This window comes from Rhodococcus sp. IEGM 1354, from assembly GCF_030056855.1.
In the GTDB taxonomy this organism is placed as follows: domain Bacteria; phylum Actinomycetota; class Actinomycetes; order Mycobacteriales; family Mycobacteriaceae; genus Rhodococcoides.
Map to the genome: position 1 here is coordinate 85966 of NZ_JASHKT010000001.1, position 26392 is coordinate 112357.

General features: G+C 63.8%; 34 protein-coding genes and 1 riboswitch. Of the genes, 16 read left to right on the forward strand and 18 right to left on the reverse strand.

Translation table 11 applies throughout. The annotated features are described in order from the left end of the window. Nucleotides 1-40 precede the first annotated feature (40 nt). Genes QM588_RS00510 through QM588_RS00520 form a run of 3 tightly spaced genes read right to left on the reverse strand, consistent with a single transcriptional unit; the run spans nucleotide 41 to nucleotide 3014 of the window. A complete protein-coding gene (locus QM588_RS00510) occupies nucleotides 41-2230 on the reverse strand; it encodes a heavy metal translocating P-type ATPase (RefSeq protein WP_283310857.1) in 2190 nt (729 codons plus the stop codon). Beyond that, nucleotides 2227-2475, reverse strand: coding sequence for a hypothetical protein (locus QM588_RS00515; protein WP_283310858.1), 249 nt, complete (start codon nucleotides 2473-2475; stop codon nucleotides 2227-2229). The genes QM588_RS00510 and QM588_RS00515 overlap by 4 nt, the downstream gene beginning before the upstream one ends. 26 nt (nucleotides 2476-2501) lie before the next feature. Beyond that, complete coding sequence (locus tag QM588_RS00520; protein ID WP_283310859.1) at nucleotides 2502-3014, reverse strand: GNAT family N-acetyltransferase; 513 nt, start codon at nucleotides 3012-3014, stop codon at nucleotides 2502-2504. A 104-nt stretch (nucleotides 3015-3118) separates the two neighbouring features. On the opposite strand from QM588_RS00520, the gene QM588_RS00525 reads away from it, so the two are divergent. After that, entirely contained in the window at nucleotides 3119-4828 is a 1710-nt protein-coding gene (locus QM588_RS00525; RefSeq protein ID WP_442972842.1) for a cutinase family protein, read from the forward strand. Nucleotides 4829-4850: 22 nt separating this feature from the next. On the opposite strand, the gene QM588_RS00530 is transcribed toward QM588_RS00525, so the two are convergent. Beyond that, a complete protein-coding gene (locus QM588_RS00530; RefSeq protein ID WP_283310861.1) occupies nucleotides 4851-6083 on the reverse strand; it encodes a hypothetical protein in 1233 nt (410 codons plus the stop codon). Nucleotides 6084-6099: 16 nt separating this feature from the next. Next, nucleotides 6100-7635, reverse strand: a complete 1536-nt coding sequence (gene amaB / locus QM588_RS00535) for an L-piperidine-6-carboxylate dehydrogenase (RefSeq protein ID WP_283310862.1) — start codon at nucleotides 7633-7635, stop codon at nucleotides 6100-6102. A gap of 124 nt (nucleotides 7636-7759) precedes the next feature. Between amaB and lat the strand changes: the two genes are divergently transcribed. Continuing rightward, complete coding sequence (gene lat / locus QM588_RS00540) at nucleotides 7760-9088, forward strand: L-lysine 6-transaminase (RefSeq protein ID WP_283310863.1); 1329 nt, start codon at nucleotides 7760-7762, stop codon at nucleotides 9086-9088. Here the strand turns inward: lat and QM588_RS00545 are convergent. Together QM588_RS00545 and QM588_RS00550 are read right to left on the reverse strand one after the other, a co-directional pair. Next, nucleotides 9085-9411, reverse strand: coding sequence for a hypothetical protein (locus QM588_RS00545; protein ID WP_283310864.1), 327 nt, complete (start codon nucleotides 9409-9411; stop codon nucleotides 9085-9087). The genes lat and QM588_RS00545 overlap by 4 nt on opposite strands. Nucleotides 9412-9569: 158 nt before the next feature. Beyond that, nucleotides 9570-10424 carry a LysR family transcriptional regulator ArgP gene (locus QM588_RS00550; RefSeq protein WP_283310865.1) on the reverse strand — a complete coding sequence of 285 codons (855 nt, stop codon included), beginning with the start codon at nucleotides 10422-10424 and terminating at the stop codon, nucleotides 9570-9572. A gap of 75 nt (nucleotides 10425-10499) precedes the next feature. Here QM588_RS00550 and QM588_RS00555 point away from each other — a divergent pair, with 75 nt between their 5' ends. From QM588_RS00555 to QM588_RS00565, 3 genes are all read left to right on the forward strand, one after another. Beyond that, entirely contained in the window at nucleotides 10500-11117 is a 618-nt protein-coding gene (locus tag QM588_RS00555; RefSeq protein WP_283310866.1) for a LysE/ArgO family amino acid transporter, read from the forward strand. Nucleotides 11118-11237: 120 nt separating this feature from the next. After that, a complete protein-coding gene (locus QM588_RS00560) occupies nucleotides 11238-11759 on the forward strand; it encodes a mycothiol transferase (protein ID WP_283310867.1) in 522 nt (173 codons plus the stop codon). Then, on the forward strand, nucleotides 11756-12148 hold the full coding sequence (locus QM588_RS00565) for a VOC family protein (RefSeq protein WP_283310868.1): 393 nt from the start codon (nucleotides 11756-11758) through the stop codon (nucleotides 12146-12148). Before QM588_RS00560 ends, QM588_RS00565 begins: the two co-directional genes overlap by 4 nt. Before the next feature lie 4 nt (nucleotides 12149-12152). On the opposite strand, the gene QM588_RS00570 is transcribed toward QM588_RS00565, so the two are convergent. Both QM588_RS00570 and QM588_RS00575 read right to left on the reverse strand, forming a co-directional pair. Further along, nucleotides 12153-12578 carry a VOC family protein gene (locus QM588_RS00570; protein WP_283310869.1) on the reverse strand — a complete coding sequence of 142 codons (426 nt, stop codon included), beginning with the start codon at nucleotides 12576-12578 and terminating at the stop codon, nucleotides 12153-12155. Next, complete coding sequence (locus QM588_RS00575; RefSeq protein ID WP_283310870.1) at nucleotides 12559-12936, reverse strand: VOC family protein; 378 nt, start codon at nucleotides 12934-12936, stop codon at nucleotides 12559-12561. The genes QM588_RS00570 and QM588_RS00575 overlap by 20 nt, the downstream gene beginning before the upstream one ends. A gap of 67 nt (nucleotides 12937-13003) precedes the next feature. Between QM588_RS00575 and QM588_RS00580 the strand changes: the two genes are divergently transcribed. The 3 genes from QM588_RS00580 (at nucleotide 13004) to QM588_RS00590 (ending at nucleotide 15243) form a co-directional block, all read left to right on the forward strand. Further along, nucleotides 13004-13828, forward strand: a complete 825-nt coding sequence (locus tag QM588_RS00580; protein ID WP_283310871.1) for a helix-turn-helix transcriptional regulator — start codon at nucleotides 13004-13006, stop codon at nucleotides 13826-13828. A 115-nt stretch (nucleotides 13829-13943) separates the two neighbouring features. Continuing rightward, nucleotides 13944-15014, forward strand: coding sequence for a phospho-N-acetylmuramoyl-pentapeptide-transferase (gene mraY / locus QM588_RS00585; RefSeq protein ID WP_027494939.1), 1071 nt, complete (start codon nucleotides 13944-13946; stop codon nucleotides 15012-15014). A gap of 16 nt (nucleotides 15015-15030) precedes the next feature. Beyond that, nucleotides 15031-15243: an oxidoreductase gene (locus QM588_RS00590; protein WP_283310872.1), complete on the forward strand. Its 213-nt coding sequence runs from the start codon at nucleotides 15031-15033 to the stop codon at nucleotides 15241-15243. A gap of 6 nt (nucleotides 15244-15249) precedes the next feature. On the opposite strand, the gene QM588_RS00595 is transcribed toward QM588_RS00590, so the two are convergent. Further along, nucleotides 15250-15924: a hypothetical protein gene (locus tag QM588_RS00595; protein WP_283310873.1), complete on the reverse strand. Its 675-nt coding sequence runs from the start codon at nucleotides 15922-15924 to the stop codon at nucleotides 15250-15252. Between the two features lie 66 nt (nucleotides 15925-15990). Here QM588_RS00595 and QM588_RS00600 point away from each other — a divergent pair, with 66 nt between their 5' ends. Together QM588_RS00600 and QM588_RS00605 are read left to right on the forward strand one after the other, a co-directional pair. Then, nucleotides 15991-16122 (forward strand): hypothetical protein, encoded by a 132-nt coding sequence (locus tag QM588_RS00600; RefSeq protein ID WP_283310874.1) that lies wholly within the window; start codon nucleotides 15991-15993, stop codon nucleotides 16120-16122. Continuing rightward, nucleotides 16123-16440, forward strand: a complete 318-nt coding sequence (locus QM588_RS00605) for a hypothetical protein (RefSeq protein ID WP_283310875.1) — start codon at nucleotides 16123-16125, stop codon at nucleotides 16438-16440. Nucleotides 16441-16708: 268 nt separating this feature from the next. On the opposite strand, the gene QM588_RS00610 is transcribed toward QM588_RS00605, so the two are convergent. Continuing rightward, complete coding sequence (locus QM588_RS00610) at nucleotides 16709-17434, reverse strand: haloacid dehalogenase type II (protein WP_283310876.1); 726 nt, start codon at nucleotides 17432-17434, stop codon at nucleotides 16709-16711. Nucleotides 17435-17546: 112 nt separating this feature from the next. On the opposite strand from QM588_RS00610, the gene QM588_RS00615 reads away from it, so the two are divergent. Continuing rightward, nucleotides 17547-18008, forward strand: coding sequence for a GNAT family N-acetyltransferase (locus QM588_RS00615; protein ID WP_283310877.1), 462 nt, complete (start codon nucleotides 17547-17549; stop codon nucleotides 18006-18008). 9 nt (nucleotides 18009-18017) lie between these two features. Here the strand turns inward: QM588_RS00615 and QM588_RS00620 are convergent, their stop codons facing one another. Further along, complete coding sequence (locus QM588_RS00620) at nucleotides 18018-18395, reverse strand: aldo/keto reductase (RefSeq protein WP_283310878.1); 378 nt, start codon at nucleotides 18393-18395, stop codon at nucleotides 18018-18020. Nucleotides 18396-18421: 26 nt separating this feature from the next. Here QM588_RS00620 and QM588_RS00625 point away from each other — a divergent pair, with 26 nt between their 5' ends. Together QM588_RS00625 and QM588_RS00630 are read left to right on the forward strand one after the other, a co-directional pair. Continuing rightward, complete coding sequence (locus tag QM588_RS00625; protein WP_283310879.1) at nucleotides 18422-19291, forward strand: AraC family transcriptional regulator; 870 nt, start codon at nucleotides 18422-18424, stop codon at nucleotides 19289-19291. A gap of 117 nt (nucleotides 19292-19408) precedes the next feature. After that, complete coding sequence (locus QM588_RS00630) at nucleotides 19409-19903, forward strand: hypothetical protein (RefSeq protein ID WP_283310880.1); 495 nt, start codon at nucleotides 19409-19411, stop codon at nucleotides 19901-19903. Between the two features lie 115 nt (nucleotides 19904-20018). On the opposite strand, the gene QM588_RS00635 is transcribed toward QM588_RS00630, so the two are convergent. After that, entirely contained in the window at nucleotides 20019-20462 is a 444-nt protein-coding gene (locus tag QM588_RS00635; protein ID WP_283310881.1) for a MarR family winged helix-turn-helix transcriptional regulator, read from the reverse strand. A gap of 60 nt (nucleotides 20463-20522) precedes the next feature. Between QM588_RS00635 and QM588_RS00640 the strand changes: the two genes are divergently transcribed. After that, nucleotides 20523-21041, forward strand: coding sequence for a phenolic acid decarboxylase (locus QM588_RS00640; RefSeq protein ID WP_283310882.1), 519 nt, complete (start codon nucleotides 20523-20525; stop codon nucleotides 21039-21041). Nucleotide 21042: 1 nt separating this feature from the next. Then, nucleotides 21043-21498, forward strand: a complete 456-nt coding sequence (locus QM588_RS00645; protein ID WP_283310883.1) for a DUF3237 domain-containing protein — start codon at nucleotides 21043-21045, stop codon at nucleotides 21496-21498. A gap of 94 nt (nucleotides 21499-21592) precedes the next feature. Here the strand turns inward: QM588_RS00645 and QM588_RS00650 are convergent, their stop codons facing one another. After that, nucleotides 21593-22024, reverse strand: a complete 432-nt coding sequence (locus QM588_RS00650) for a PPOX class F420-dependent oxidoreductase (RefSeq protein ID WP_283310884.1) — start codon at nucleotides 22022-22024, stop codon at nucleotides 21593-21595. After that, nucleotides 22021-22512, reverse strand: a complete 492-nt coding sequence (locus QM588_RS00655; protein WP_283310885.1) for a tetratricopeptide repeat protein — start codon at nucleotides 22510-22512, stop codon at nucleotides 22021-22023. Before QM588_RS00655 ends, QM588_RS00650 begins: the two co-directional genes overlap by 4 nt. A gap of 346 nt (nucleotides 22513-22858) precedes the next feature. On the opposite strand from QM588_RS00655, the gene QM588_RS00660 reads away from it, so the two are divergent. Then, entirely contained in the window at nucleotides 22859-23329 is a 471-nt protein-coding gene (locus QM588_RS00660) for a nuclear transport factor 2 family protein (protein ID WP_283310886.1), read from the forward strand. Between the two features lie 54 nt (nucleotides 23330-23383). Here the strand turns inward: QM588_RS00660 and QM588_RS00665 are convergent, their stop codons facing one another. The 3 genes from QM588_RS00665 to QM588_RS00675 are packed head-to-tail and all read right to left on the reverse strand — an operon-like array spanning nucleotide 23384 to nucleotide 26243. Then, nucleotides 23384-24196: an ABC transporter ATP-binding protein gene (locus QM588_RS00665; protein WP_283310887.1), complete on the reverse strand. Its 813-nt coding sequence runs from the start codon at nucleotides 24194-24196 to the stop codon at nucleotides 23384-23386. Beyond that, nucleotides 24193-25218 carry a FecCD family ABC transporter permease gene (locus tag QM588_RS00670; protein WP_283310888.1) on the reverse strand — a complete coding sequence of 342 codons (1026 nt, stop codon included), beginning with the start codon at nucleotides 25216-25218 and terminating at the stop codon, nucleotides 24193-24195. Before QM588_RS00670 ends, QM588_RS00665 begins: the two co-directional genes overlap by 4 nt. Then, the gene (locus QM588_RS00675) at nucleotides 25215-26243 is read right to left on the reverse strand and encodes an ABC transporter substrate-binding protein (RefSeq protein ID WP_283310889.1); all 1029 of its coding nucleotides are present in this window, start codon (nucleotides 26241-26243) and stop codon (nucleotides 25215-25217) included. The genes QM588_RS00670 and QM588_RS00675 overlap by 4 nt, the downstream gene beginning before the upstream one ends. A 6-nt stretch (nucleotides 26244-26249) precedes the next feature. Continuing rightward, nucleotides 26250-26373, reverse strand: a riboswitch (cobalamin riboswitch). Nucleotides 26374-26392: the final 19 nt, after the last annotated feature.

The window sequence follows — 26392 nt, forward strand, 5'->3', positions numbered from 1 at the left end:
TCCATCCTGTACTAGCGGGCCGCTCGCTGCTACCAACGAGTCACATCGCGGCGCGGAAGCGGCGCAACCGCAGGCTGTTGCTCACCACGAACACCGAGGACAGCGCCATCGCAGCTCCGGCGAGCATCGGGTTGAGCAGGCCCGCGGCTGCGAGCGGAATCGCTGCGACGTTGTAGGCGAACGCCCAGAACAGGTTGCCCTTGATTGTGCTCAGCGTGCGACGAGAGAGCCGGATCGCATCGCCGACGGCCCGTAGGTCGCCGCGGACCAACGTCAGATCGCTCGCCTCGATCGCTACATCTGTACCGGTCCCCATCGCGAGGCCCAGGTCGGCGGTAGCCAGTGCAGCCGCGTCGTTGATGCCGTCGCCGACCATCGCCACGACCTTGCCTGCGGCCTGCAGTTCACGAACGGCATCGACCTTGCCCGACGGCAGCACTCCGGCAACAACCTGCTCGATGCCTACCTCCGCGGCGATCGTTCGGGCGGCGGCCTCGTTGTCGCCGGTGAGCATGACCGGCGTCAGGCCCAGCTCGCGCAGTTCTGCGACGGCCTGCTTCGAGGTCGGCTTGACCGAGTCGGAGACCACCAGAACCCCGCGGGCCTTCCCGTCCCACCCGATCGCGACGGCGGTGCGTCCCTGGCGCTCGGCGTCGTCGAAGGCGTCGGCCAGTTTCGGTGGCAGAGGCATCGACCAGTCGGCCAGCAGGCTGCGACGGCCGATGACCGCGGCGCGACCCTCGACGACGCCCTGGACACCGAGACCCTCGAGGCTGGTGAACTCCTCGACCGACCGGGACGATGCCCCGCCTGCGATGGCTCGCGCGATCGGGTGCTCCGAGCTCGATTCGAGGGCAGCCGCAACCTCGCGCACCGTGTTCTCGTTCTCGCCGTCCGCCACGTGCACCGAGTGCAGTGTCATCTCACCGGTGGTCACGGTGCCGGTCTTGTCCAGCACCACGGTATCGATGCGGCGGGTCGATTCGAGCATTTCGGGGCCCTTGATCAGAATCCCCAACTGCGCTGCTCGTCCGGTGCCGACCATCAGAGCTGTGGGGGTGGCAAGCCCGAGTGCGCAAGGGCAGGCGATGATCAGGACGGCTACCGCCGCCGTGAAGGCGGCCGCCACCGAATTGCCGGTGCCGAGCCAGAATCCGAGCGTTGCCACCGAGATGGCGATGACGATCGGCACGAAGATTCCCGAGATGCGATCGGCCAGACGCTGGGCCTGAGCCTTGCCGGTCTGCGCGTCTTCCACCGCCTTCGCCATCTGCGCGAGCTGGGTGTCTGCACCGACTCTGCTGGCGCGCACGGTGGTTCGACCACCGACGTTCACCGTCGCTCCGGTCACCGCGTCGCCGGCCCGGACCTCGACCGGCACCGACTCGCCCGTCAGCATCGACCGATCGACGGCAGAGGATCCACTCTCGACGGTTCCGTCCGTGGCGATCTTCTCACCCGGACGGACGACGAACAGATCGCCGACGGCGAGCTGATCGATCGGAATCTGCTCTTCCTCACCGTCTTTCACCACAGCGACGGTCTTGGCACCGAGGTCCATCAGTGCGCGCAACGCCGCACCGGCCTGTCTCTTGGACCTGCTCTCGAACCACCTGCCGGCCAGGATGAAGGTGGTGACACCCGCAGCTGCCTCGAGATAGATATTGCTCGCCCCGTCCATCCGCGCGATCGTGAACTCGAACGGATGCGTCATGCCGGGCTCGCCGGCCGTACCGAAGAACAGCGCATACAGCGACCAGCCGAGTGCAGCAAGGGTTCCCATGCTCACGAGGGTGTCCATCGTCGACGTCCCGTGCTTCAGGTTGGTCCACGCGGCCCGGTGGAACGGCAGCGCTCCCCAGACGACGACCGGCGCGGCGAGAGTCAACGACAGCCACTGCCAGTTGGTGAACTGGAGTGCCGGAATCATGGCCATCGCGATGACGGGCACGCTGAGCACCGCCGAAACGATCAGACGCTGCTTCAACGGATCGACCGGTGTCTCGGCGTCGACCGGCTCGGTCACCGGAAGGCTCGCGGTGTAACCGGCGGCTTCGACAGCGGCGATCAGGGCCTCGGTGGCGACGCCGTCACTGGTGACGCGCGCCTTTTCGGTGGCGTAGTTGACCGTCGCCGATACCCCGTCGAGCTTGTTGAGCTTGCGTTCGATGCGGTTGGCGCACGACGCACAGGTCATGCCGCCCAGAATCAGTTCGGTTTCCGTACTCATCCCTGATTCCCCTCTGCCTCGATGACGAATGTGGCCGTGCGGACGACACCCCGATGCTGGAAGTCCGGATGGAGCGCAGATGTTCCGTCGTGCGACTCGTGGTCGGAATGCGTCGGTTCGCTGGGCGACGCGTCGGGTCCGATCGTATGGCCGACGAACAGGGCAAGAAAGAAGACGAGGGCTATGCCGACGACGAATCCGACGAGCTTGGTCGGGGTGCCGAGTTCCTGTCGCGTGAAGTTCACATGCCTACCCTACCCCCCCAGGGTATCTAGTGGGTAGTGCCGATCGCCTTCTTGAAGCCGACGTGCGAGGCAGTGAAGCCCAGACGGGTGTAGAACCGGTGGGCATCCACTCGACGCGAGTCGGACGTGAGCTGCACCAGAGCGCACCCTCGCCGCGTGGCCTCCTCGATCGCCCACTCGATCAACGCGCCACCGAGTCCGCGGCTGCGCCAGGTAGCGGCCACCCGTACGGCTCCGATCTGAGCGCGCAACGCACCACCTCGCGCCAGCCCCGGAATGACCGTCGACTGCAGAGTTCCCACCACCTCGTCACCGTGCACGACGACAACCAGCACGTTCCGTGGATCAGAGGAAATGTCCTCGAAAGCGGTTCGATGTCCGTCCATGTCGTAGACGGATTCGCGCGTCGCGCCCATCTGGTCGTCCGCCAGCAGCGCCACGATCGACTCGAGGTCCGACGCCACCGCCTCACGCACGACGCACGTCGACCCGTCGGTCAGGGTTAATTCCATCGGTGTCATTCGAGCGTGAAAAGTCATGTCCACGACGGTAAACGAAGCGTTTTGTAACGCGAACCATCCGAGCGACGAAATGCCGGGTAACCCACTGGCAACTGCAGTCGGGATCGGTTCGGGCGTGGATGATGGGGATCGAAAACATGAATGGTGGCAAGTCGAAGCGTGTGCGCATCGCGCTCAGCGCGTTTGCGATCGGCGCACTCGGTGCCGGAGTGCTGGTAGCAGCACCCTGGTCCGCATCGGAAACGAGTGTCGAGGCCTCGGTCGAGCTGGTGTCGACATCGACCTGCTACGACATGGTCAGCATTGCCATCGGCGGCCGCAGCGACACACCCCGCGAAGGCGTCAAATGGCTGACCAAGCCCGACGGCACGCGGCTGCCTGCAGCGATGTCCGGCGACTACACCAGTGACTGGATCGATCAGGCGGTGCGGGCACCGATCGGCAAGGTAGACGCCGATTCCTACGCGGCGGTCTACGTGGAGTACCCGGCGGACCTCGCGAGCTACGAGAACGCTGTGCAGACGGGCGTCACCAATTCGCAGACCATCATGAAAGAAATCACCGCGTCCTGCCCCAACACTCGCTTCGCCATCGTCGGCTACAGCGAAGGTGCAGACGTGGCTCGCCGCACCGCCATGGAGATCGGCAACCAGGCAGTTCCCGAGGATGGCAAGTACGGCATCATCGACCCCTCCCAGGTCGTCGGGGTCGTCATTCTCGCCGACGCCGGCCGCGTCGCCGGCGAGGGTCCGTTCCCCGGTGCCGAGAACCCGTTCAGCAACCCGGACGGTTTCGGCACCAAGTACCAGAACGGCAACACCGCCATCCCCGGTCAGGGCGCGTTGCCCGGAACCTCGGGCAGCTTCGGCGCACTCGACGGACGCGTCGCGTCCTTCTGCTCCGACGGTGACCTCACCTGCGCTCTGCCGAAGAACACGTCGCTGATCCACTTGGCCGCCAACGTCGGTCGACAGGTCAATGCCGACGCGCTGCAGAACGAGCAGCTCACTCCGGCCACCGGAGCCGATCTGGCTTTGGCCATGGGCCGCATCGCAATCAATGCGTTCAACGACATTGCGTCGCAACCCAACTGGATGCAGAGCGACGAGACGTTCCTCGACGTGCTGATCAAGGTGTCCGAGCCCAATTACAAGCCCGGCACCGCAACGACCCCCGTCTCGGCCAAGGTCGACGGTGAAGAACCGATCGAGACCGGCCAGATGGTCGACCTGGTGTACCTGCCGCAGAAGATCTTCCGCGAAATCACCGGATTCATCTCGTCCAACCAGAACACGATCCCGGTCGTCATGAACGATCCCTACGGCCTCACCCTCGGACCCGGCACGGGACACCACTTCGACTACTGGCGCGACGCCGACGCAGCCAACGGCAAGCCACTGACGTCGGTCCAGTACGCCGCAGCCTGGCTGACCCAGCTGGCCGAGCAGGCCAACCGAGGCGAGCCGGTGAAGACCCAGGAAGTACAGGAGAAGGCAGGCCGCGCAGCAATTCAGGCCATCGCCGCCACACCCGAGACCACCACCTCGGCAACGGCAACTCCGACCGCAACCACGACGGCACCGGTCACCACCAGCCCCGCTGCCCCGGCCGCCCCCGTTGCGCCTGCTCCCGGCCCCGCGGCCGAGGTGCCGGCACCCGCACCGGCACCGGCTCCCGCTGCCGAGCCTGCAGAACCGGCTTGCACGACTGCAGCCGAGGGTGAGGCACCCGTCGAGGGCGCACCGCGGGTATGCGTCACCGCGCCCGCCACGGACACCCCGGTCACCCCCGAGGCCGCAGCTCCGACGACGACTGTCGCGCCGACCCCGTAGGTGAGTGGAAACGCGTAGCCCACTACGAGTTTCCACGCACGACGGGTGAGCGTCGCGCCAGCAGAACAGCGGCACCCGTCACCACAGCAAGAACCACGAGCCCGGCCACCGACAGCACCAGGTGGTCGGGCTCGCTTGTGCGTGAGATGATCGATTCATCCATGGACAACGACGGTGTGTAGCCGGCGGACACCACTGTCACGGGCAGCGCCATGACGAACAGCGCCGGCAGTGAGATCGCCAGAGATCCGGGGGACGTCGCCAGTGCGGAGACCAGAACATAGGCCGCCACGAGCGGCAGAGCGAACTGCGAGACCATCGGCATCTCGACGTAGTTCTCCGTCAGGCTCGTAGCAGCGACGACGAACAGGCCGCCCAGCCCGATGTACAGCTGCGGCCACCGGTAACCGATTCCGGCTCCCACGATCAACAGTGCGGCGCTCGCACACAACCGAACGGCATCTCCCGCGGCGAAGCCGGAGGTGCCCAGGGCCGTCGCCGATACTGCGAACAGCACCAGCAGCAGACGTCCGTTCCGGCCAGGAAGTAGGAACGACGCCAGCAGCGCAGCAGCCGTCATACCCACGAGAGCCCCCAGCCACTCGACGCTCCGCGTATCGGCATCTGCCGCAATCCAGCTCAGGACGCTTGCCACGACGGGCAGCGACAGGCCGACGAGCAGAATCCGCGGGGTCTCGGGTGGCTGCACCACCTCGTGGCGGCGTGCCAGGAACAACGTGACTGCCGCGCCCACTGCAGCGATCACCATGACGATCGCGCGCTCGGGAGCCACATCGTCCTCGGCACCGACCACATCCCAGACGAAGACGGGACCGTCGTTCGCCTGCAACAGCGCATCGAGCCAATAGCCCAGCAGCCCGGCGCCCACAACCGAGACACCCAGGGCGGCCTGTGCACCACGGTGGTGTCCCGACAAAACCGCGGCCGCACCCAGCAGCACACCGGTGCCCACGGCAGCGGCCCAGTGCCCGAGCATCCCGGGCACCATTCCGACGGTCTGGAACACCACGACGAGCAGCGCTGCCATCGCCACAATGGTCGCAGTTGGTGCACTGGACCGGGCCGCGGCGACCGCCGTCCCACAGGCAGCGACGGCAACAACTGTGAGCCCGTTGACGATTGCCCAGAACGACCCGAAGACGGCAGTGCTGTACACCAGCGAGTCCACGGGGCCGATGTCACTGGTGGCATAGCCGAGAACGAAACCGGCCAGGAGCATCGACAGTACTTTCATACTGCCGATCATGCCGTCAGCCGAATTTCACTCCCTGCGCCAGGGGCAGTTCGTTGGAATAGTTGACCGTGTTCGTCGCCCGGCGCATGTAGGCCTTCCATGCGTCCGAACCTGATTCGCGTCCGCCACCGGTTTCCTTCTCACCACCGAAAGCACCGCCGATCTCGGCGCCCGAGGGACCGATGTTGACGTTCGCGATACCGCAGTCCGATCCAGCAGCCGACAGAAAACGTTCTGCTTCACGCAGGTCGGTGGTGAATATCGACGACGAAAGCCCCTGTGGCACATCGTTGTGCAGGGCGATGGCCTCGTCGAGGGTGTCGTAGGTGAGCACGTACAGGATGGGCGCGAACGTCTCGTGCCTGACGATGTCGGTCTGGGCGGGCATCGTCACGATCGCGGGCTGCACGTAGTACGAATACTCGTCGACGACATTCACGCGCTCACCGCCGACCATCACCCTTCCACCGTCGGACTCCGCAGCCTCGAGCGCTTTCTGATAGCCGACGAACGCGCCCGCGTCGATGAGCGGACCCACCAAAGTGTCACTCTCCAAGGGGGATCCGATGGACAGCGTCTCGTACGCCGCGACCAACTTGGCCACCAGTTCGTCCGCAACCGAGGAATGCGCGATGACGCGTCGGAGCGAGGTGCATCGCTGGCCGGCCGTACCCGCAGCCGAGAACACCAGCCCGCGCGTCGTGAGATCGAGGTCTGCCGACGGCGTCACGATCGCCGCGTTGTTGCCGCCGAGTTCGAGCAGCACGCGCCCGAATCGCTGCGCAACCCGCGGCGCAACAGCCCGGCCCATTCTGGTCGAACCGGTTGCCGACACCAGAGCAACACGCGAATCATCCACCAGCGCTTCGCCGGACGCTCGGTCTCCGATCACCAGTTGAGCGATCTTGGGATCCACGCCTGCAGCGGCAGCAGCGCGCTCGAACAGAGCCTGCACGCCGACGGCAGTCAGCGGGGTCTTCTCCGACGGCTTCCAGATGACGGTGTCGCCCGCCACCAACGCCAACGCCGTGTTCCAACTCCACACCGCGACAGGGAAATTGAACGCCGTGATGACGCCGACGACACCTAGTGGATGCCACTGCTCCATCATGCGATGCCCGGGCCGCTCGGTGGCGATGGTGTTGCCGTACAGCTGGCGTGAGAGGCCGACGGCGAAGTCACAGATGTCGATCATCTCCTGCACTTCACCGAGCCCCTCGGACACGATCTTTCCGGCCTCGATGGAGACCAACGCGCCGAGGTCCTCCTTGTACGTACGCAGCAGTTCCCCGAGCTCCCGGATCACCTGACCGCGTGCCGGTGCCGGCACCTGCGACCACGAGACGAACGCTGCAGCTGCGTCCGCGATGACACCGTCGACGTCTGCGGCCGAGGCCGATGCCAGCGACGCCAGATTTCCGCCGGTGATCGGCGATCTCGCGGTGATCGCGTCGGGACCGGCAGGCACGTCGAGCGCGATCGTCGCACCCAGCCGGTCGAGAATGGCGCGCGTACGCACACTCAGCTCGTCGTGGGTGATGGATGCAGACATGCGCGTACACCTTCCGTGGAGAGAACCGAACCGTTGAATATGACCCTACCGATGGGGGTCACAACCGCATAATTTCCTGTCTTATGGTCTTGCTTACGGAATTTTAACGCGTATGTTCGTGGTCATGACGCAAGTATTACAGCGAACCGGAGTGCCCATCGACGCCTCGACCGCCCGCGAGGTGATCGGTGAACACTTACTGGCCGACGGTTTCGAGCTGGTCCTGGATCTCGATGCCTCCACCGGGTCCACCTTGGTCGACGCCCGAGACGGCACCCGCTACCTGGATCTGTTCACCTTCTTCGCGTCCAATGCCCTGGGTATGAACCACCTCGCCCTGACCGACGATCCGGATTTCCGGGCCGATCTGATGCAGGCGGCGATGAACAAGCCCAGCAACTCCGACATCTACACCGTGCCGATGGCACGCTTCGTCGACACGTTCGCCCGGGTGTTGGGTGATCCGCGGCTACCGCACCTGTTCTTCGTCGAGGGCGGTGCATTGGCGGTGGAGAACGCATTGAAGGTGGCATTCGACTGGAAGTCCCGGTGGAACGAGCGCAAGGGCATCGATCCATCCCTGGGCTCGCAGGTGATGCACTTCGAGCACGCGTTCCACGGGCGCACCGGCTACACGATGTCCCTCACCAACACCGACCCGAACAAGGTCGCGCGCTTCCCGAAATTCGACTGGCCCCGAATCCCTTCCCCATACATCAGATCCGACGCGAACATGGACGAGCTCGAAGACGCATCGTTGGCGGCCGCGCGGCTGGCCTTCGAATCCAATCCGCACGACATCGCCTGCGCCATCATCGAACCCATCCAAGGCGAGGGTGGGGATCACCATTTCCGGCCCCGCTTCCTGCAGAAACTGCGCGCACTCTGCCACGAGTTCGACGCGTTGTTCGTCATGGACGAGGTGCAGACCGGGGCCGGAATGACCGGCACCGCATGGGCTTTCCAGCAGCTCGACGTCGTCCCGGACGTGGTCGCCTTCGGCAAGAAGGTCCAGGTCTGCGGAGTGATGGCGGGCGGTCGCGTCGACGACATCGACGACCACGTATTCGCGGTCAGCTCCAGAATCAACTCGACGTGGGGTGGCAGCCTCACCGACATGGTGCGATCGCGTCGAATACTGGAGGTCGTCGAAGCCGAAGACCTCATCGAACGAGCCGGCCAACTCGGAGCAGTACTGTTGAAGCAGTTGCAGGAGTTGGCAACTCGACATGCGATGATCTCCGAGGTTCGTGGACGCGGACTGATGTGCGCCTTCTCCCTGCCCGACGCCACGACCCGCGACCGAGTGATCAACCTGTTGCGTACCGAGGAACATGTACTGGCGCTCGGCTGCGGCGACGCGGCAGTGCGATTCCGCCCGGCACTGACGGTCACCGAAGCCGAACTGACACAGGCAATCGAGTCGATCGATCGGGTGTTGACTCGGCTCTAGCGCTCGGGCTCGATGTCTTTCTGCAACAACCGAATCTGTGACGTCGGAATGACACCGGGACGGAAGTAGAAGTTCTCCGGCGACTGCACGAGATCACCGTCTTCGACGCCACTGACTTCCCAGACATCGACCGGTCCACCGGTGTTGTTCATGCCCACGAACCAATCACGTTCCCACGCATCGGCTGCCAGAAAGCAACCTTCCTGCTCGGGCTGATAGCTACCGGCGATACCGCGAGCGGCACCCATTCGACGCCAGTCGAGTCCGTGCCGTCGAATCGACTCACGGTTGAGTACCGAGGTCACGTGGTAGCGAATGGTCATCGGCAAAAGCTAGCAACGGAACGCGGTGAGGTACAGCGAATATCGTTCCGCCCAACGCTCATCGATTCGCCCGCGGTGGGGTGCCCGCGCGGCAGCAATTCTCGATCCCGTCGGCGATGGGCGGCCCGATATCGTCCCGAACGACAGTCCGGCCTGACTTACCGCAGCAGGGTCGCTGCGGCAGCTGCCACGGCGTCGGCTGCTCGTTGCAGTGCAGGCGAGGACAGCGACCACTGCTGCCAGTACAGCTGGACGTCTTCGATGCCGTCGGTGTCGAAGCACGTCAGCGATTCACAGTTCTGTAGGTCCGGGATCATTCCCCAGCCGAAACCGAGTTCCACCGCCCGCGCGTAGTCCGATGACGCCGGAACAAGATGGCGAGGTGGAGCGTGCGAATCGACGACTCGGTGCCGTAAGTAGTTGTCCTGCAATCGGTCGTCGGCATCGAACACCACGACCGGTGCGGTGCCCAGTGCCTCTGTCGTCGCACCGGCACCGAACCATCGCTCGATGAAGTTCTCGGTGGCCGACGGCCGGTAGCGCATGGCGCCGAGGGATCGGACGGTACATCCGCGGACCGGTTCGGATACCGATGTGATTGCGGCAGAGACGATTCCGTCGTGCAACAGCTGGGCCGTGCGATCCTGGTCCTGGCGGTGCAGATCGAAGGTCGTCGTACCGGCGAGTGGTGCGAGCGCAGGCAGCACCCACGTCGCCATCGAATCGGCGTTGACGGCAATCGAAATGGGGGCCGAGACGCCGTCGTCGTTGAGCTCGGCTCTCGTCTGATCCGTCAGCGTATCGATCTGACGAGCCAGACGCAGTACCGCCGCCCCCGATTGGGTAGCCACCACCGGTTTCGTTCGCTGTACGAGAGTGCGCCCGAGCGACGCTTCCAGAGACTTGATTCTCTGGCTCACCGCAGAGGGGGTCACGTGCAATGCACGTGCGGCAGCCTCGAAAGTTCCACCGTCGACCACTGCCTTCAGCGCTCTGAGCTGCTCGATCTCCATAATATGAAGCTACACTTACCGATGCTGATAAACATTCGCTGGCTCTAATGCCAGCAGACTCCTAGCGTGAACAGCATGACCTCGCTTGCCGCAGCACAGTCGACTCTGACCGGATTGGGAGTCGGCCTGTCCCTCATCGTCGCCATCGGTGCGCAGAACGCCTTCGTCCTGCGCAAGGGCGTGCAACGCACGCATGTGCTCCCGGTGGTTGCGGTGTGCGCGCTGTCCGACGCCGTGCTGATCGTCGCCGGGGTGGCGGGCATCGGTGTCCTCGTGGACCGGTTTCCGCTCGCGCTGCGCGTCGTCACCGTGCTCGGGGCGCTGTTTCTCTTCGTCTACGGCGTGATGGCGTTGAACCGCGCCCGCACCCCTGCGGCAATGATCACCGACGCCGGTGGCGGGGGCTCGCTGATCGCCGCTGTCGCAACGTGTCTCGCGTTGACGTGGCTCAACCCCCACGTCTACCTCGACACCGTTGTGTTTCTCGGGTCCATCGGTAACCGGCAGCCGGGCGAGCTTCGGTGGTGGTTCGCCCTCGGTGCCGTGCTCGGCAGCGTGCTCTGGTTCACCGCTCTCGGATACGGATCGCGCGTGCTCAGCCCGCTGTTCGCGCGGCCGATGGCGTGGCGGGTCCTCGATCTCGGTATCGGAATCATGATGCTCACCCTGGCCGCACTGCTGCTGTTCGGCTGATCCAACCGCCGACGGAACGCGAGCAGTGAGCTGAGTGTCCACAATTTTCGATCGCGGCCCTCATCCCGATTTCGGATGCACAGAATGGACACGCAGCCCACCACCCGATACCAAGGACCCATGGCACAGCTGACGACGTTCCCGGAGCCCGATTCCTCCTTGTCCGATCCCGCCGACCTGTTCGTCGAGTACCTGCGCTTCTACCGCGGTGAGCTCGCCCGGCGGATCACCGCGTCGAGCGGCGACTCGCTGGCCACGTCGGCTGTGCCGTCGCAGTGGACTCCCCTCGAGATGCTCATCCATCTTGTGTACATGGAGCAGCGCTGGTTCGTCTGGGGGTTTCTCGGGCGCACCGTCGACGATCCGTGGGGGGACAAAAAGGACGGATCCTGGCATGTGCCGACCGACGTGCCGGCGGCGGCATTGCTCGCGCGCCTCGACGACGGCGCTCGACTGACCGAGCAGGTGCTGCGATCTCATCGCATGGACGACGTGGCAGCCCTCGGCGGACGATTCACCGAAGAACAGCCCACGCTGATCTGGATCTGCTTTCATGTACTGCAGGAATATGCCCGCCATCTCGGCCACCTCGACGTCGCCGTCGAACTGGCCGGCGGGCCCACAGGCGAGGGGCCGCAATGAGAATCAACATCACCAGTGTGTTCGTCGGCGATCAAGACAAGGCACTGACGTTCTACACCGACGTGCTGGGGTTCGTGGTCAAGCACGACATTCCCATGGGCGGAACCGATCGCTGGCTCACCGTCGTATCTCCTCAGGAGCCGGAGGGCACCGAGTTGCTGCTCGAGCCCAGTGGCCATCCGGCAACCGGACCGTTCAAGACGGCACTGTTCACCGACGGCATCCCGTTCACCCAATTCGCCGTCGAAGACGTTGCAGCCGAACATGATCGGCTCGTCGGACTGGGTGTCAGGTTCACTCAGGAGCCGACCGAGATGGGCCCGGTGGTCACCGCCGTGTTCGACGACACCTGCGGCAACCTGATTCAGATCATCGCTCCGGTGAGCTGAAGCCTCAGAGGTTCGCGTACAGATCGACGGTGGTGCCGTCGGGATCGTGCACGACGGCATAACGCTGCCCCCAGAACGCATCCCACGGCTGCAGGTGCCCCGTGTACCCCGCGTCGGTCACCGCCGCCCACGCGGCATCGACGCCGGCAGCCGTGCCGCAGTCGAATGCCAGCGCGACGCGGTGGCCTCCGCTGGGCTCGGTCCACGTCGGATCGAACGAGGTGATCGTCGAGGGTAGGTCGAACAACAACCGAACCCCACCGAGGTCGACCTCCACGTGTTGCTCGGCATCTGCGTCCGCCGGAATGTCCAGTCCCAGAACGCGGTAGAACGCCAACGCAACTGCCATATCGTCGACGACGATTTCGATTCCTGCCAGACGTGGTTTCACGCCGACAAGGCTAGCCGCGTCAGCCCCAGTTCGCGGCATTTGTCAGGCAGAAGGGATGCCCGGCCGGGTCGAGCAGCACACGCCAGGTCTCACCCGGTTGCTCGTCGGGCACAATTGCACCCAACTGCACTGCTGCTTCCGTGGCCGCGTCCAGATCGTCGACCGCAAGATCGAAGTGAAACTGCTTGCTGTCCTGAGTGTTCGGCCACTCCGGCCGCTGATAATTCTCCACGCGGCCGAATCCGAGCGCGCTGGAGGGCCCCTGCAGCATCGCGTAATCCTTCTCCGCGTGGACGACGGTCCAGCCGAGCAGCGCAGACCAGAACGTCGCGCTGGCCTCGGGATCTCCGCAGTCCAGCGTGACCATCTTCAGGGTTGCCACGGGTGCGTCGTTCATGGTGTTTCTCCTCGGCAGCGTCGATTGTTTCTCGAAGGTGTCGGATCAGACTCCTACACTGACGCCCGTGCCGGATAGGAGAAATGCGACAGCCACCCACGCCGGCGTCCTGCGACCGGATCAGCTGGCGCAGTACGTCGACCTGGTCCGGCTGCCGTGTGCGGCGTCGTTGGAACCGTGGGTCGAGAACTACTGGCAACTTCGGTGGGATCTGCCGTCGGGCACCTCGTATCGCAGCTCGACCCTGCCCCACCCGGCATGCACGCTCAGCGTCGAGCACGGCTGGACCCGCGCCAGCGTCACCGAGCCGGTGGTCGTGACCGGAGTGCTGACCCACCGGTTCGACGTCGAACTCGCCGAGTCCGGGTGGGTGTTCGGCGTCAAGTTCCGACCCGGCGGTTACGCGAGCTTCACCGGCACCGTGGCCCGAACTCTGCGCGACGTTCCAGTAGCTCCGCCCACCCCCTTCCGATCAGAGACCGTCGCCGCGTTGACGCAACTGGACGCACAACACGACGCCGACCACTGCCGAACCGTCGTCGACGCGGTTCTCGAGCCCTACGCCCACGATGTCGAGCCGGAGTACGAGAGCGTCTTGAAAGTCATCGGCACGATGCTCGGTGATCGGACGCTGATACGCGTCGGCCAGGTGGAGGACAGATGTGGCATCGGGACTCGTCGGCTACAGCGGTTGTTCGAGCGTTATGTCGGTGCGACTCCCAAGTGGGTTCTGGGCCGATATCGGATTCACGACGCCCTCAGTGAACTCGACAACGGATACAGCGGGTCGCTGGCGGAACTGGCCGCGCGGTACGGCTGGTTCGACCAGGCGCATTTCACCCGCGAGTTCACCGAACTGGTCGGTGTGTCTCCCGGTACGTATCAACTGTGAGTAACACCTTCGTCACGCAATGCGACTTTTGCCGATTCGTTTGGCACAGTATCCCGCGGTGCTCGGTAGCACCCGGTGGGCAACCGCAGCACAGAGGAAGAGTGGGCTTCAACGCATGATCAACATTCTCGTCGCCGGTGGAATCGCATTGGCGGTCTCGATTCTGTTGACGCCATTTCTCATCGCGCTGTTCACCCGGCAGGGCTTCGGCCAGGAGATTCGCGTCGAAGGCCCGGCGAGCCACCAAGCCAAGCGAGGAACGCCGACGATGGGCGGCGTCGCCATCATCGTGGGTCTGTGGGCCGGTTACCTCGGTTCCCACCTCGTGGCGATGGGAGGCGACGGGCCGTCGGCATCGGCGCTGTTGATCCTCGGTCTCGCGACCGCCCTCGGCATCGTCGGCTTCCTCGACGACTACATCAAGCTCCGCATGAAACGAAGCCTCGGCCTCAAAGCCACCGGAAAATACGTCGGGCAGATCAGTGCCGCGGTGATCTTCGCGGTCCTGGCACTGCAGTTTCGCAACGGCAACGGGCTGACGCCGGGCAACGTCGAACTGTCACTGGTGCGGCAATCGACCTTCTTCACGATGGCCCCGATCGTCTTCGTGCTGTTCTGTGTGTTTCTCGTCGTTGCCTGGTCCAATGCCGTCAACCTCACCGACGGGCTCGACGGTTTGGCGGCGGGCTCGATGACCCTCGTCCTCGGTGCCTACACGGTGATGACGTTCTGGCAGTACCGGCAATCGTGCGCAACCAATTCGGTGGCCGGGTGCTACCAGGTGCGTGATCCCCTCGACCTCGCTGTCGTGTGCGCGGCGGCCGCGGGAGCATGCATCGGATTCCTGTGGTGGAACGCAGCACCGGCCAAGATCTTCATGGGCGACACCGGCTCCCTGGCACTCGGTGGTCTGCTCGCCGGCCTGTCGGTCGTCAGCAAGACCGAGCTGATCGCGGTTGTCTTCGGAGCCCTCTTCGTCGCCGAGAGCGCGTCGGTGGTCATCCAGGTCGCGTCCTTCAAGTCCACCGGCAAGCGGCCGTTCCGGATGGCACCGATCCACCATCACTTCGAGCTGGGCGGCTGGGCGGAAACAACGGTCATCATCCGACTGTGGCTGTTCGCGGCCATCGCGTCGGCGCTGGGGCTCGGATTGTTCTACAGCGAATTCCTCGCAGCCGTCGGCTGACCTCTACGATTCCGATATGACCGACGAACTGTCTCCGCTGGCCAAGGTCGACGCTCTCGCCGCCGAACTCGAGGCCCTCGATGCTCGACGCGTCGCCATCGGGGTCGAACTCGTCAACCTCCAGTTCGGCCTCGACGGAAACGCCAAGATCCGCGCCACGGAGGTCTTTCACAGCGACTACCTGGAGCGCTTGTTCACGTTGGTCGACGAACTGCGCACGGACGAGTAGGGCTCGCTAGAGCGCATCCAGGTCCGATCGCGACACCGCAGTCAACCGAAAATCCCTCAGCGACAACGTCCATGCCGCCACCGCGGCCAGCACAGCACCACCGATGGGAAACACGGTCCACGGACTGCCGATGATCGGGGTGAAGGTCGACGATGACGCTTCGTCGACAGGAGCGTCAGAACTGTAGAGATTCCCGACGTAACCCTCGTCGTCCTGAATACTCATGCCGGACAGACCTCCGGTTGCGATCCCGAACGGCGACTGCGGTATTTCGTTGGTGCCACCGTAGATGACGATGGATCGGGACCACACCGATGCAGGAACGACAGTCTGTTCCGACCGCTGCGGCGGCCAGTGGGTCCAGGCGAAGGCGCTGCCCGCTCCCAGCGCCGCGCCGACCACGATCAGCAACGTGAACAGGTGCGCCGAACTGTACTGACGGTCTCTGACGATGCGCATTCCGGAATCGACGAGAAACCACGCCACCACCAGAGCCAGAGCCACCCCGGCGGCAACCAGATACAGCGACACGGGGAACCAGCTCGGTCGCAGATGTGCCGTCCCAGGAGTGTCCGGCGGTTCGGTGATCGCAACGTGCCACACCACTGCGGCCCCAGCGCCTATGGCCGCGCCGACGCCCGCGAACACTGCGACGAGTGCTCTGCCGGATGGGCTGTCCACGCGCGAGACTCTACCGGTCAGTCGGTCTCTTGACCTCGAGCATTGTTGAGGTTCTACGTTCGATGCATGACGACACAGCGCGCTATGCAACGACCCGAGAACCAACCCATCGGCTTCTGGACCGTCCGCGCCGGAGAAGCGGTCCGCACTCGAACGCGCGGAGCGCTCCGCGGCGTCGGCATCACCCACGCCGAATAGTTGCTCCTGCATCAGATCTCACTGCATCCCGCTGGTGCCGATCGAGCGAGAACTATCGACACGATCGGACACAACGACACGCCCGAAGCGATCGTCGACGCAATCGACTCCGCTACCGAGAAGGGGTTGATCACCGAATCCCATTCGCGCCTGAAGTTCACACCGGAGGGCCGGCAGCTATTCGCCCGCGCCGAGGACATTCAACGGATGCTGCAGGACGAACGCATGCAGGGAATCAGTCAGGACGACTTCGCGACCACCATCCGCGTCCTGCAACGAACCATCGAGAACGTCGGCGGTGCCGCCTGGCACTGGTAGGGCAGTCGCTCGTAGCCGACAGCGTCAGGGTCGCCTTCTCGTGAGCAGAACCCCGACAGTCAGACCGAGCACAGCGCCGAGGATGGGTAAGCCGAGGATGGGTAAGCCGAGGATGATGAATGCCGTTGTGTACGTAAGCCACAACGATTCAATGTAGCTTGGATTGTCGGCAACGAATACATAGTTGATGCGTCGCGGCCTGTTCTCCCACAACAAGTATCCGAGCGAGCCGATCGATCCGATGCACAGCCCGACCAGGGCGCACAAATTACACCTCGTCATGCGCCCCACGAGCTGCGTCGGCGAACTCCGCCATGCTCGGGAACCGCATCGCAAATCCGTAGTCGCCGTTCGGCTCCGGTGTTGCGCCCCACCCGGGCCGATCGTGTCTGCGATCGATCCACACCGAGGCAAGGCCGTGCCGCTGCGCCGGGACGTGATCGTGGAACAGGCTCTGTGCCACGTGCAGCAGACGTGACTTGGGCACCTCGAAGTCGTCGAGGATCGCGTCGAGCGCATCGAAATGGTTGTCCGCCGGCTTGTATGTGTGGACATCCTCGGCTGTGACGATGGCGTCGAATTCGACGCCGAGCCGACGGTTGCTGCCGGCAAAACCCTCACGGTGCACGTTGGACAGAATCACCAGCTTGTAGTGCTCGGCAAGGGATGCCAGTGCCTCCGCCGAGTCCGGAAAGGCCGGCCAGTCCGGAACGGAGCCGGCGAGTCTGCCCGCCCATTCCGCGGTGACCGGGATACCCAGCGCGTCGCCTGTTCGTCCGAATGCGTCGGCCAGGATGTCGGGATAGAGCATTGCCGGTGAATCCTGCTGCGCCTGAGCCTCGTTGGGGGCATAGCCGGCGAGTAATTGGTCCTTGGACATCGGCGATCCTGCATCCGCAGCCCATGCGCCGAGCACGTCGCCGATCCCCGACTCCCAATCGATCAGCGTTCCGTAGCAATCGAAGCTCAGGACGTCGTAATCGGCCAGGTTCATCGGGCTCCCTTGGGTATTCGGTGGCGGTCGGATCCGGATGCCTCTATCGTTTGAAGGTCATGTGCATCGTACTGCGGTTCGCCGACCCTCGACCGATCGATGGTCGGCGGTTGTGACGCCGACCCGACTACGGCCGGCAGCCGCCACGGACGCCGAATTCCTGTACTCGATGGCGTCGGACGCCGCCGTCATGCGGTGGGTGGGCGACGGAAAGCCCTGGACAAGAACTTATTTCGACCGTCGATTCAGCCGTGCACTGGCGACGACGGACCTCGATACACCCGACCTGCCGATGTGGTCGATCGGAATCGAGGATGCGGTACCGGTCGGACTGTTGAGCCTCATCCGTCGAGCCGATCATGTCGAGGTGGGCTACTGGGTACATCCAGAGCACTGGGGACGCGGCTGCGCAGGACGAATGCTGGGCCAGGTCCGCGAGACCGTGGGCAACCTCGCAATGGTTGCGACAGTCGCACGCGGCAATGCCGCGTCGCAAAGAGTGCTGGAGAAGGCACGTTTCACGGTCGTGCACAACGGTGATCCGTTGACCTACCGTCGATCACCGTCGTCCTGATTCGACTGCTCACCAGGACCGCGGCGGACGTGGGCGCACCGACGTCCGCCCGCTCGTAACCCCACGCACCATCGGACGCGCCAGGAATTCGTGCGGAAACCCCATGTCGATGGCGCTGACCGACTGCAGTCGTGCCAACTGCGTCTCGTCGAAGACGACATCGAGCGCACCGATGTTGTGCTGCAACTGTTCTGCGGTCCGCACACCGATCAGTGAACTGACAACGGCGGGGTGATGAAGCGTCCATGCCATCGCCACCTGGGCCGGAGTCGCACCCAGCTCTGCTGCCACCTCGACGACGACGTTGGCTTGCGCACCATCTGAACCCGACGCAGCCGGGCTCGAAAAGTCGAGCCAGCCGTGCCTGCGCCTCCCTATCGTTGTCACCAGAACGAAGAAAAGGCCACCGGCACATGCTCGAACGATGGAATGCAGCACTGGACTACATCGAGGACAACCTCGACCACGAGATCGACCCGGCACAGCTTGCTCGCATCACCCTCACGTCCGACTATCACTTTCGACGCGTGTTCTCCGCACTGGCCGGAATCCCACTGTCGGCGTACATCCGGCAGCGGCGAATGTCGTTGGCAGCAGCAGACATTCTCGCCGGCATCGGGGTGCTCGACGTCGCAACCAAGTACGGCTACAGCGGTGACGCATTCACTCGCGCATTCCGAGACATGCACGGCGTCACACCATCCCACGCCCGCAAACCAGGGACCACCCTCCGCTCCAGACCGCCCCTGGCGTTTCACCTGACCATCGAAGGAAAGAGCACCATGGACTACCGCATCACCGAATTGCCCGCATTCCACATCATCGGCAAATCGACGCGAATCCCCCTCACATTCCACGGCGAGAACACCGCCATGACCCAGTTTCACCAGACCTTGCCCACCGGATTCGGCGAACAACTCCGCCGACACGCCGACCTGCCCGAACTCCCCCACATCCTCTTCGTCATCGACGGATTCGAACCCGACCGAACCGACGGCAGTCTCTTCGACTACTACTTCGCCGTCGCCACCACAGCCCCCGCACCGGCCGACCTGGACTCCCTCAGTGTCCCCGCATCGACATGGGCGGTCTTCGAAACACGCAGCGACACCGCACTCGCCCCAGCACTACAACAACTCTGGGCCGACGCATTCAGCGAATGGTTTCCCTCCCACCCCTTCCACATCACCCCCGGCCCGGAAATACTGACCGTCACCGAAAACACCCCCGACTGGTCATCGGGAGCAGGAGAACTCTGGATCCCGGTTGCCCGCAACCAATGACTCCCCGCCCGCACTGGCTACTCAATGTGACATTTGGTGGCCTTTTCGGGGGTCAATGGCACATCCAGTGGACTGTGGGGGCGGGTGTCGGTGCCAACTCATGACTAATCTGGCGTGATGTCCAGTGGTCGCCGGAACGAGCTGCGGCGACGGTATCTGTCGCTCGGCCTGGGTGAGCTGTTCGCCGCAGCGGTGTTTGCCGCGATTGCACTCACCATGGCAGAACCGTGGCTCGACGGTCGCGAGGACTCTCTCGCCATGTGGTCTGCTCTCAACCCGTTGCTCGCCGTCCTCGTGCAGGCAGGAATCTACTGGTTGATAGCGCGATCCTGGGTCGAACTCAGCCCGATGCCACCGGCCATTCGCGCGATCTATCGCGTATGTCGAGTCGCAAACGTCCCACTGTTGGCGGCTGGGCTCATCGGTGTCGTCGTATGGTTCCCGTCGAGCGCCGGAATTGGCGTCGCACTGCTCGTCGTGTGGCTGTTCGCCGTTGTCGAATTCGTCAACTACTTCGTGGTTCGACTGTCGTATCCCGCACACCGCTGGCGGTCGACAGTCGGTCAGATGCGCACTCCTCGGCTTGTCCTCGACATCAACACGCGTCGCTGATCGAAACTGGGAGCACTAGCACGACGTCCCGGCACTCAATGTGACATTCGGTGGCCTTTTCGGGGGTCAATGGCACATCTAGTGGACTGCGTGGGTGCGGGCTCACTGCCGAGGATCAGGACGTGCGGCGGGCGAGAATGCTCGTTATTTCCGCCAAGGCCGGCAGAGCTGCGGCGATGGCTTCGCGGTTGTGTTGACTCAGTTCGTCCAGTGCGTCCGCGAGTACTCGGGAGCTCGCCTCGTCGTATTCGGCGAGGAGTTTCACAGCTTTCGGCGATGCGGTGAGTGTCGCCCCTCGAAGGTCACCGGCGGTGATCGATCTTTCCACCAGGCCGGCGTCGACCATCGCTCTGATCAGGTTGCTCACGGTGGATCGGGCCAGGTTGAGGCGGGTGGCAAGGCGTCCCGGACTCATGGACGGTTCTGTTGCGAGGGCTCGCATCACCTCGATGTGCGAGTCGGCGATGTCGGGCAGCTGCGCGATGTCCCGCGTCGCTCGGAGCAGTGATCGCCGCAGGGGCCCCAGCTGTCGGGCCAGTTCCGTTGCGGTGGAGTCCATGCGTCGATGATCGCACAGATAGTTTTGCCGCAAACATAGTTTTGTGACAAAATGAAGACCATGACCACAGTCGAGAACCCCATTCCCAGCCAAGATCTGAGCGGTATCGTCGGGCATCGCTTCATCTACACCTACGCCAACAGCTGGCAGTACGAGATGTATGTCAAGAACGCGACCACGATCGACTACCGAATTCACACCGGCATGGTCGGCGGGCGCTGGGTCAAGGACCAGGAAGTCGATCTCGTCCAGCTCGACGACGACGTCTACAAGATCTCGTGGAACGAGCCCACCGGGACCTCGGTCGTCGTCAACGTCATCCCATGCAAGCGTCGTCTGCACGGAACCATCTTCTTCCCGCAATGGATCGAATTGGACGGCACCAAGACGGTCCTCTACCAGAACGATCACCTCGACGAAATGCGTGCGTACCGCGACGCCGGACCGACCTACCCCATCTATGTCGTCCCCGAGTTCGCCACGATCACGCTCTTCGAGAACGTCGGAGCCGACGACGAGACCATCGTGTCCGTCGCACCTGGCGATCTTCCCGACGGCTTCGCGGACCGAACGAACTGACGTGCGCCCCGATCTGACGTTCGTCGCGCACTTGTCCGTCACGGTCGGGCAGCCCATCGATCTAGGCCAGGTCAGCGACGGGCATCGGCGCCTCGTACCCATCCTCGGTGGGACCGTCGACGGGCCGGTGATGCGAGGGCGCGTCCTGGCCGGCGGTGCCGACCACCAGGTGCTCAGATCGGCCACTGTCACCGAACTCGACGCCCGATATGCACTCGAGACCGACAAAGGCGAACGGATCTCGGTCCACAACGTCGGACTGCGCACCGGCAGCGAACAGGACATCGACGCACTGACTCGCGGCGAGCAGGTTCCCGCCGACCGAATCTACTTCCGCACCTTTCCTCGACTGTCCACGTCCGCCGACTCCCTCAGCTGGATGAACGGAACACTCTTCGTGGCCACCGGTGAACGTTTACCGAATTCCGTCGAACTGGACGTCTACCAACTCACGTGACGGAGGCAGATGTGCACCGACCTCAGTGCACTCAATGGCACATTCAGTGGCCTTTTCGAAGGTCAATGGCACATCGAGTGGACTGCCGGGGCGATCAGGTGAGGCTTTCGCCATAGACGTGGTCGACGGCGATGGTCACCAGCACTCGGCGATCCGCGGCCATTGCGGCGCGGTATTCGTTCCAGTTGGGGTGCTCTCCGGCGGCGGCCCGGTAGTAGTCGACCAGCGCATCGATTTCGGGGCTGTTGGGGTTCGCTCCCGGTCCGGTGAGGGTGACGGTTCCTTCGGCTGTTGCCCAGGCCTTGCCGTCGGCGCTGGTCACTTCGAGTGCAGCGCGCGGGTCTCGGCGTAGGTTGGCCGTTTTCGCTCGTCCTTCGGTGACCGAAATCTTGATTGTTCGCTCGGTGCGATCGTAGAACGGCGTCACCGGAGACAGTTGCGGCAGGCCGCTCGCTTTTATCGTGGCGAGTACGCCGAGTCGGCTGTGCTCGAGTAGGTCGTGTGGATCGAATGCTCCGCTGGTCATGGCTTCACCTCGGGGTCGTCGAGCGAACTGGCACGATCAAGGTCGGCAACGCCGTCGTCAGTGTCGTTGTTCCTCGGTCTGTCGGCACGGAGGTCGTCGGCATACGTTCCGATTGCGCGACAGTATGTGCCGAGCGCAGGCTTCGCTGCCTGCAGTGCCGCCTTCAGCGCGCCAGCACCATCGCCCAGATCCCACAGGATCAGAGCCATGAATGCATCTCGCGCAGAGGAGAATTCGTTGGAGAACTCGAAGTCTTCCAACACACGCGACGCGTCCTCGCGTCGGCCGACATTGCGCAGCGAACTGGCGAGCTGAATTCTGGCCTTGCTCTCGTGCACGGAATCGAGCCCACTCGACAGCGACGCCTCGTACAACGGAATCGCAGCCGATTCTTCGCCCAGAAAATCCTCGAGCGACGCACGTTCGAACAGTGTCCGCGCTCGGGAAAGCCCTGTCGCCGAGAGCAATTGGTTCATCTTCGACCGCATCAGAGCAGGCTCGCCGTCATCTGAGTGGCACCAGAACGCAGCTATGGAGTCCATCTGGGCCCCCCGAAATTCGGCCGAACAGCTACCGACAAGCGACATGCGCTCACGTTCGTCCCCTTACCAGTCCATCGTTGCAGAGCATGCCTACGCTTGGAATTTTCACTCTGTGATGCTCTCTGAGCCGAAGCGAAGTACACGATATCGATGTGAGTCGTCATAGACGGTATCGGCCGATCTACGAACTCGAAAAGATGGTGAACAGCACCACCACCGACCTGAGTGAGACTCGTTCTGGAAACGTCCCACTCGATTGACACGTCGGTGAACGGTAAGCAAACGTATAGCCATGCAACTGAGATTTCTGGCCGGCATCTCGACGGCCTTCGCATGCAAGCTTCTGCTGATGCGAGTGCTGACCTTGAAGTTGCAGCGAGACATCGAGGCGCTCAACAACGGAAACTATCGCCCTCTGCTCTCGTCGTTCCACCGAGATGCGGTCCTCAAATTCGCCGACGGTGACAGCCGCTGGTCGGGCACCCACCGCGGACGACCGGCAATCGAAAAGTTCTTCCAGGATTTCGTCGCCGCCCGGATCCGCGGGCAGGTCACGGAAATCTACAGCGGCGGAGCCCCCTGGCGCATGACCCTGCTCGTCCGCTTCGACGACCAAGCACACACAACCGACGGCACCGAGTTGTACAGCAACCGAACGGTGCTCCTGGTCCGCACAAGTTGGGGCAAAATCATCTCGCAAGAGGACTTCTTCGAGGACACCACGCGCATCGACGCATTCGAGCGAAAATTGCGCCAACTCTAGATTCGGTCTCCCCTCCCCCCAGTTCGCCCCTTCCCCCGGTACTCAATGTGACATCTAGTGGCCTTTTCGGGGGTCAATGTCACATCGAGTGGACTCCGGGGGCGGTCTGTCGGGGCGGCGATAGGTCACCTGGGGGTAGTCGTCGGTATGCGAGACGCTGGCGTGCACGTTGTACACCTCGCGCACCAGGTGTTCGGTGATCACTTCGTGTGGGGTTCCCGATGCCACGATGGTGCCGTTGTTCAGGACGATGATGCGGTTGCAGAACATGGCGGCGAGGTTGAGGTCGTGGAGGGCGATGTAGCTGCTCAGGGGTAATCCTGCGACGAGGGTGAGGATATCGAGTTGGTGTTGGATGTCGAGGTGGTTGGTCGGCTCGTCGAGCAGTAGTTCGGTGGGTTGTTGAGCGAGGGCTCGTGCGATCTGGGCGCGTTGGCGCTCTCCGCCGGAGAGGGTGTGCCAGCGTCGGGTGGCTTTCGACGCCATGGCGGTATCGGTGAGTGCCTGTTCGATCGCGGCGTCGTCGGCGGCTGTGTCTCCGCCGAGGATGCCGTGGTGGGGGATGCGGCCCAGGCGTACGACGTCGCGGACGGTGATGTCGACGTCGGTGTCGGAGTGTTGGTCGACCATGGCTACGCGTCGGGCGATGCTGCGGCGACGCTGGGTGCGCAAGTCCTTTCCGTCGAGCAGGACGTCGCCGCTGTCGGGTGCCACGATGCCGGCGAGGATTCGTAGTAGCGACGATTTGCCGGATCCGTTCGGGCCGATGAGCCCGATGGTTTCGCCCGGTTCCGGCGCGAAGCTGATGCCGTCGAGAATCGGGCTCCCGCCGCGTGTCCAACGAATGTTGTTCACGTGCAACGTCATCGGGATCTCCTGAGTCGAAACAGAATGAGCGCGAATGCCGGCACGCCGATGAGTGCGGTCACCACTCCGACGGGTATTTCCTGCGGCGCGAACAGCGTTCGGGCGATGGTGTCGACCCACACCATGAAGATCGCGCCGATCACCACCGTCGTCGGCAGCAGTCGTCGATGCCGTGCGCCGACGAGAAAACGTGCGGCGTGCGGCAGAACGAGACCCACGAACCCGATGGCTCCGGCGGCGCTGACAAGCGAGGCCGTGATCAGTGCGGTGATGATCAGCAACAGGATTCGCACCCACTTGACCGGTACGCCGAGGGACGCGGCCGCGTCGTGACCGAAGGTGAAGGCGTCGAGCGCGGAGGTGTTGAACAGGCACACCACCATCCCCACCAGCGCGACGGAACCGCACAGCACCACGTCCGTCCAGTCGGCACCGCTCAGTGATCCGAGAAGCCAGAACAGCACGCCGCGTGTCTGTTCGGCGTCGGCCGAGGAAATGACGATGAACGACGTCAGTGCCGAGAACAGCTGCGTTCCGGCGACCCCGGCCAGCACCACGCGGTCGTTTCCGCCGCCTGCTCCTGCGGCCAGCAGCATCACCAGGACGAACGAGAGCAGCGCACCGGCGAATGCCCCTGTGGACAAGGACAATGCGCCACCGCCGACGCCGAGAACCGCCACGAGTACAGCTCCGGTGGATGCACCGGACGAAATGCCCAGGACGAAGGGATCGGCGAGAGGGTTGCGCAGCAGTGATTGCATGATCGCCCCGCACAGCGCGAGACCCGCGCCGCACACGGCGGCCAGCAAGGTCCGGGGCAGGCGCAGCTCCCAGACGATTCCGTCCTGGATGCGACTGACTCCTGAACTGCCGATACCCATGTGCGTCGATATCACTCGATACACGTCGGGCACCGACACGTTCGCGGGTCCGATGGTGACGGCGACGCCGATCGAGAGCACCAACAGGGCCGATCCTGCGAGCAGTAGTGGGACGAGCACCCCGCGATCGGTGCGGCTCATCGCGACGCCATTCCCCAATCCTGCAGGGCGGCCGCAACTTTCTCGACACCGTCGATCGTCCGAATGGACGGGTTCAGATCGGCACCGTTGACGACGATGTACCGCTTGTTCTCGACGGCGGGCATTCGGTTCGTGACCGAGTTCGACTCCAGGAAGCCGATTTTGCTGTCCAGGGCGTCCCCGGCGATACTGCGTCGGCTCAGATCTGCGAGCACCAGTGCAGTCGGGTTGCGATCGAGCACACTCTCCCAATTGACCTGTGGCCATTCGTCGGTGGTATCGGCGTAGATGTTCTCGGCACCGACGGAGTCGGTGATGATGCCCGACGATCCGCAGCAACCGGCCATGTACGGCGTATCGGTGTCGGCAAACCAGTAGGCCAACGACACACCTGACGCGTCGACCGAGCCGGAGGCCTTCTCGAACCGATCCTGCAGTTCGGCGACCAGGCGCTCGCCACGCTCTCGTACGTCGAAGACCGCCGCGAGATCACGAATCTCCCGATAGACGGTGTCGATCACCAACGGCTCCGTGCGGGCACCGTCGGCATTGACGCTCTCGTCGGTCTTGCCCTGACAGTCGGTGGGCGAGAGGTAATTCGGCACGCCGAGTTGCTCGAACCTGCTCCGATCTGCGACTCCCCCGGGTCCGAGTGTGCCGCCGAAGGACGCGGACACGAAATCGGGCTCGGTATCCAACACGACCTCGAGCGATGGCTTGTTGTCCGCGAGCCTCGGCACCCTGGCGTTCTCGGATTCGAGGTTCGAGCGGACCGGGTCGGTCCAGGTGGCGGTGCCCACCATCCGGTCTGCGAGGCCGAGCGAGAGCAGTATTTCCGTCGAGCTCTGGTTCAACGACACCGCACGCTGCGGTGGTGCGTCGACGACGACGTCGCGTCCGCAGTTCTCGATGGTCAGGGGATAGTTCCCGGAGGTGTCGGTGGACGCGTCGGGGGTCGACGCGGTCGAACAACCGGAGACCAGAAGGATGGAGACAGCGCCTAGTGCGGCGAGAGAGGTACGCATCGAAGAGCTTCCTGCTTGGGGCTCGTGTCGCGGAGCCGCGGGTGGGGTTCGATCACGACGTCCGAGCATTCGGACTTCGAGCTCTCACCCGTCACCGTTGCGCGCCAGCTCCGGAATTGCACCGGATTCCCTCGTTCGTCGCGTGCTGA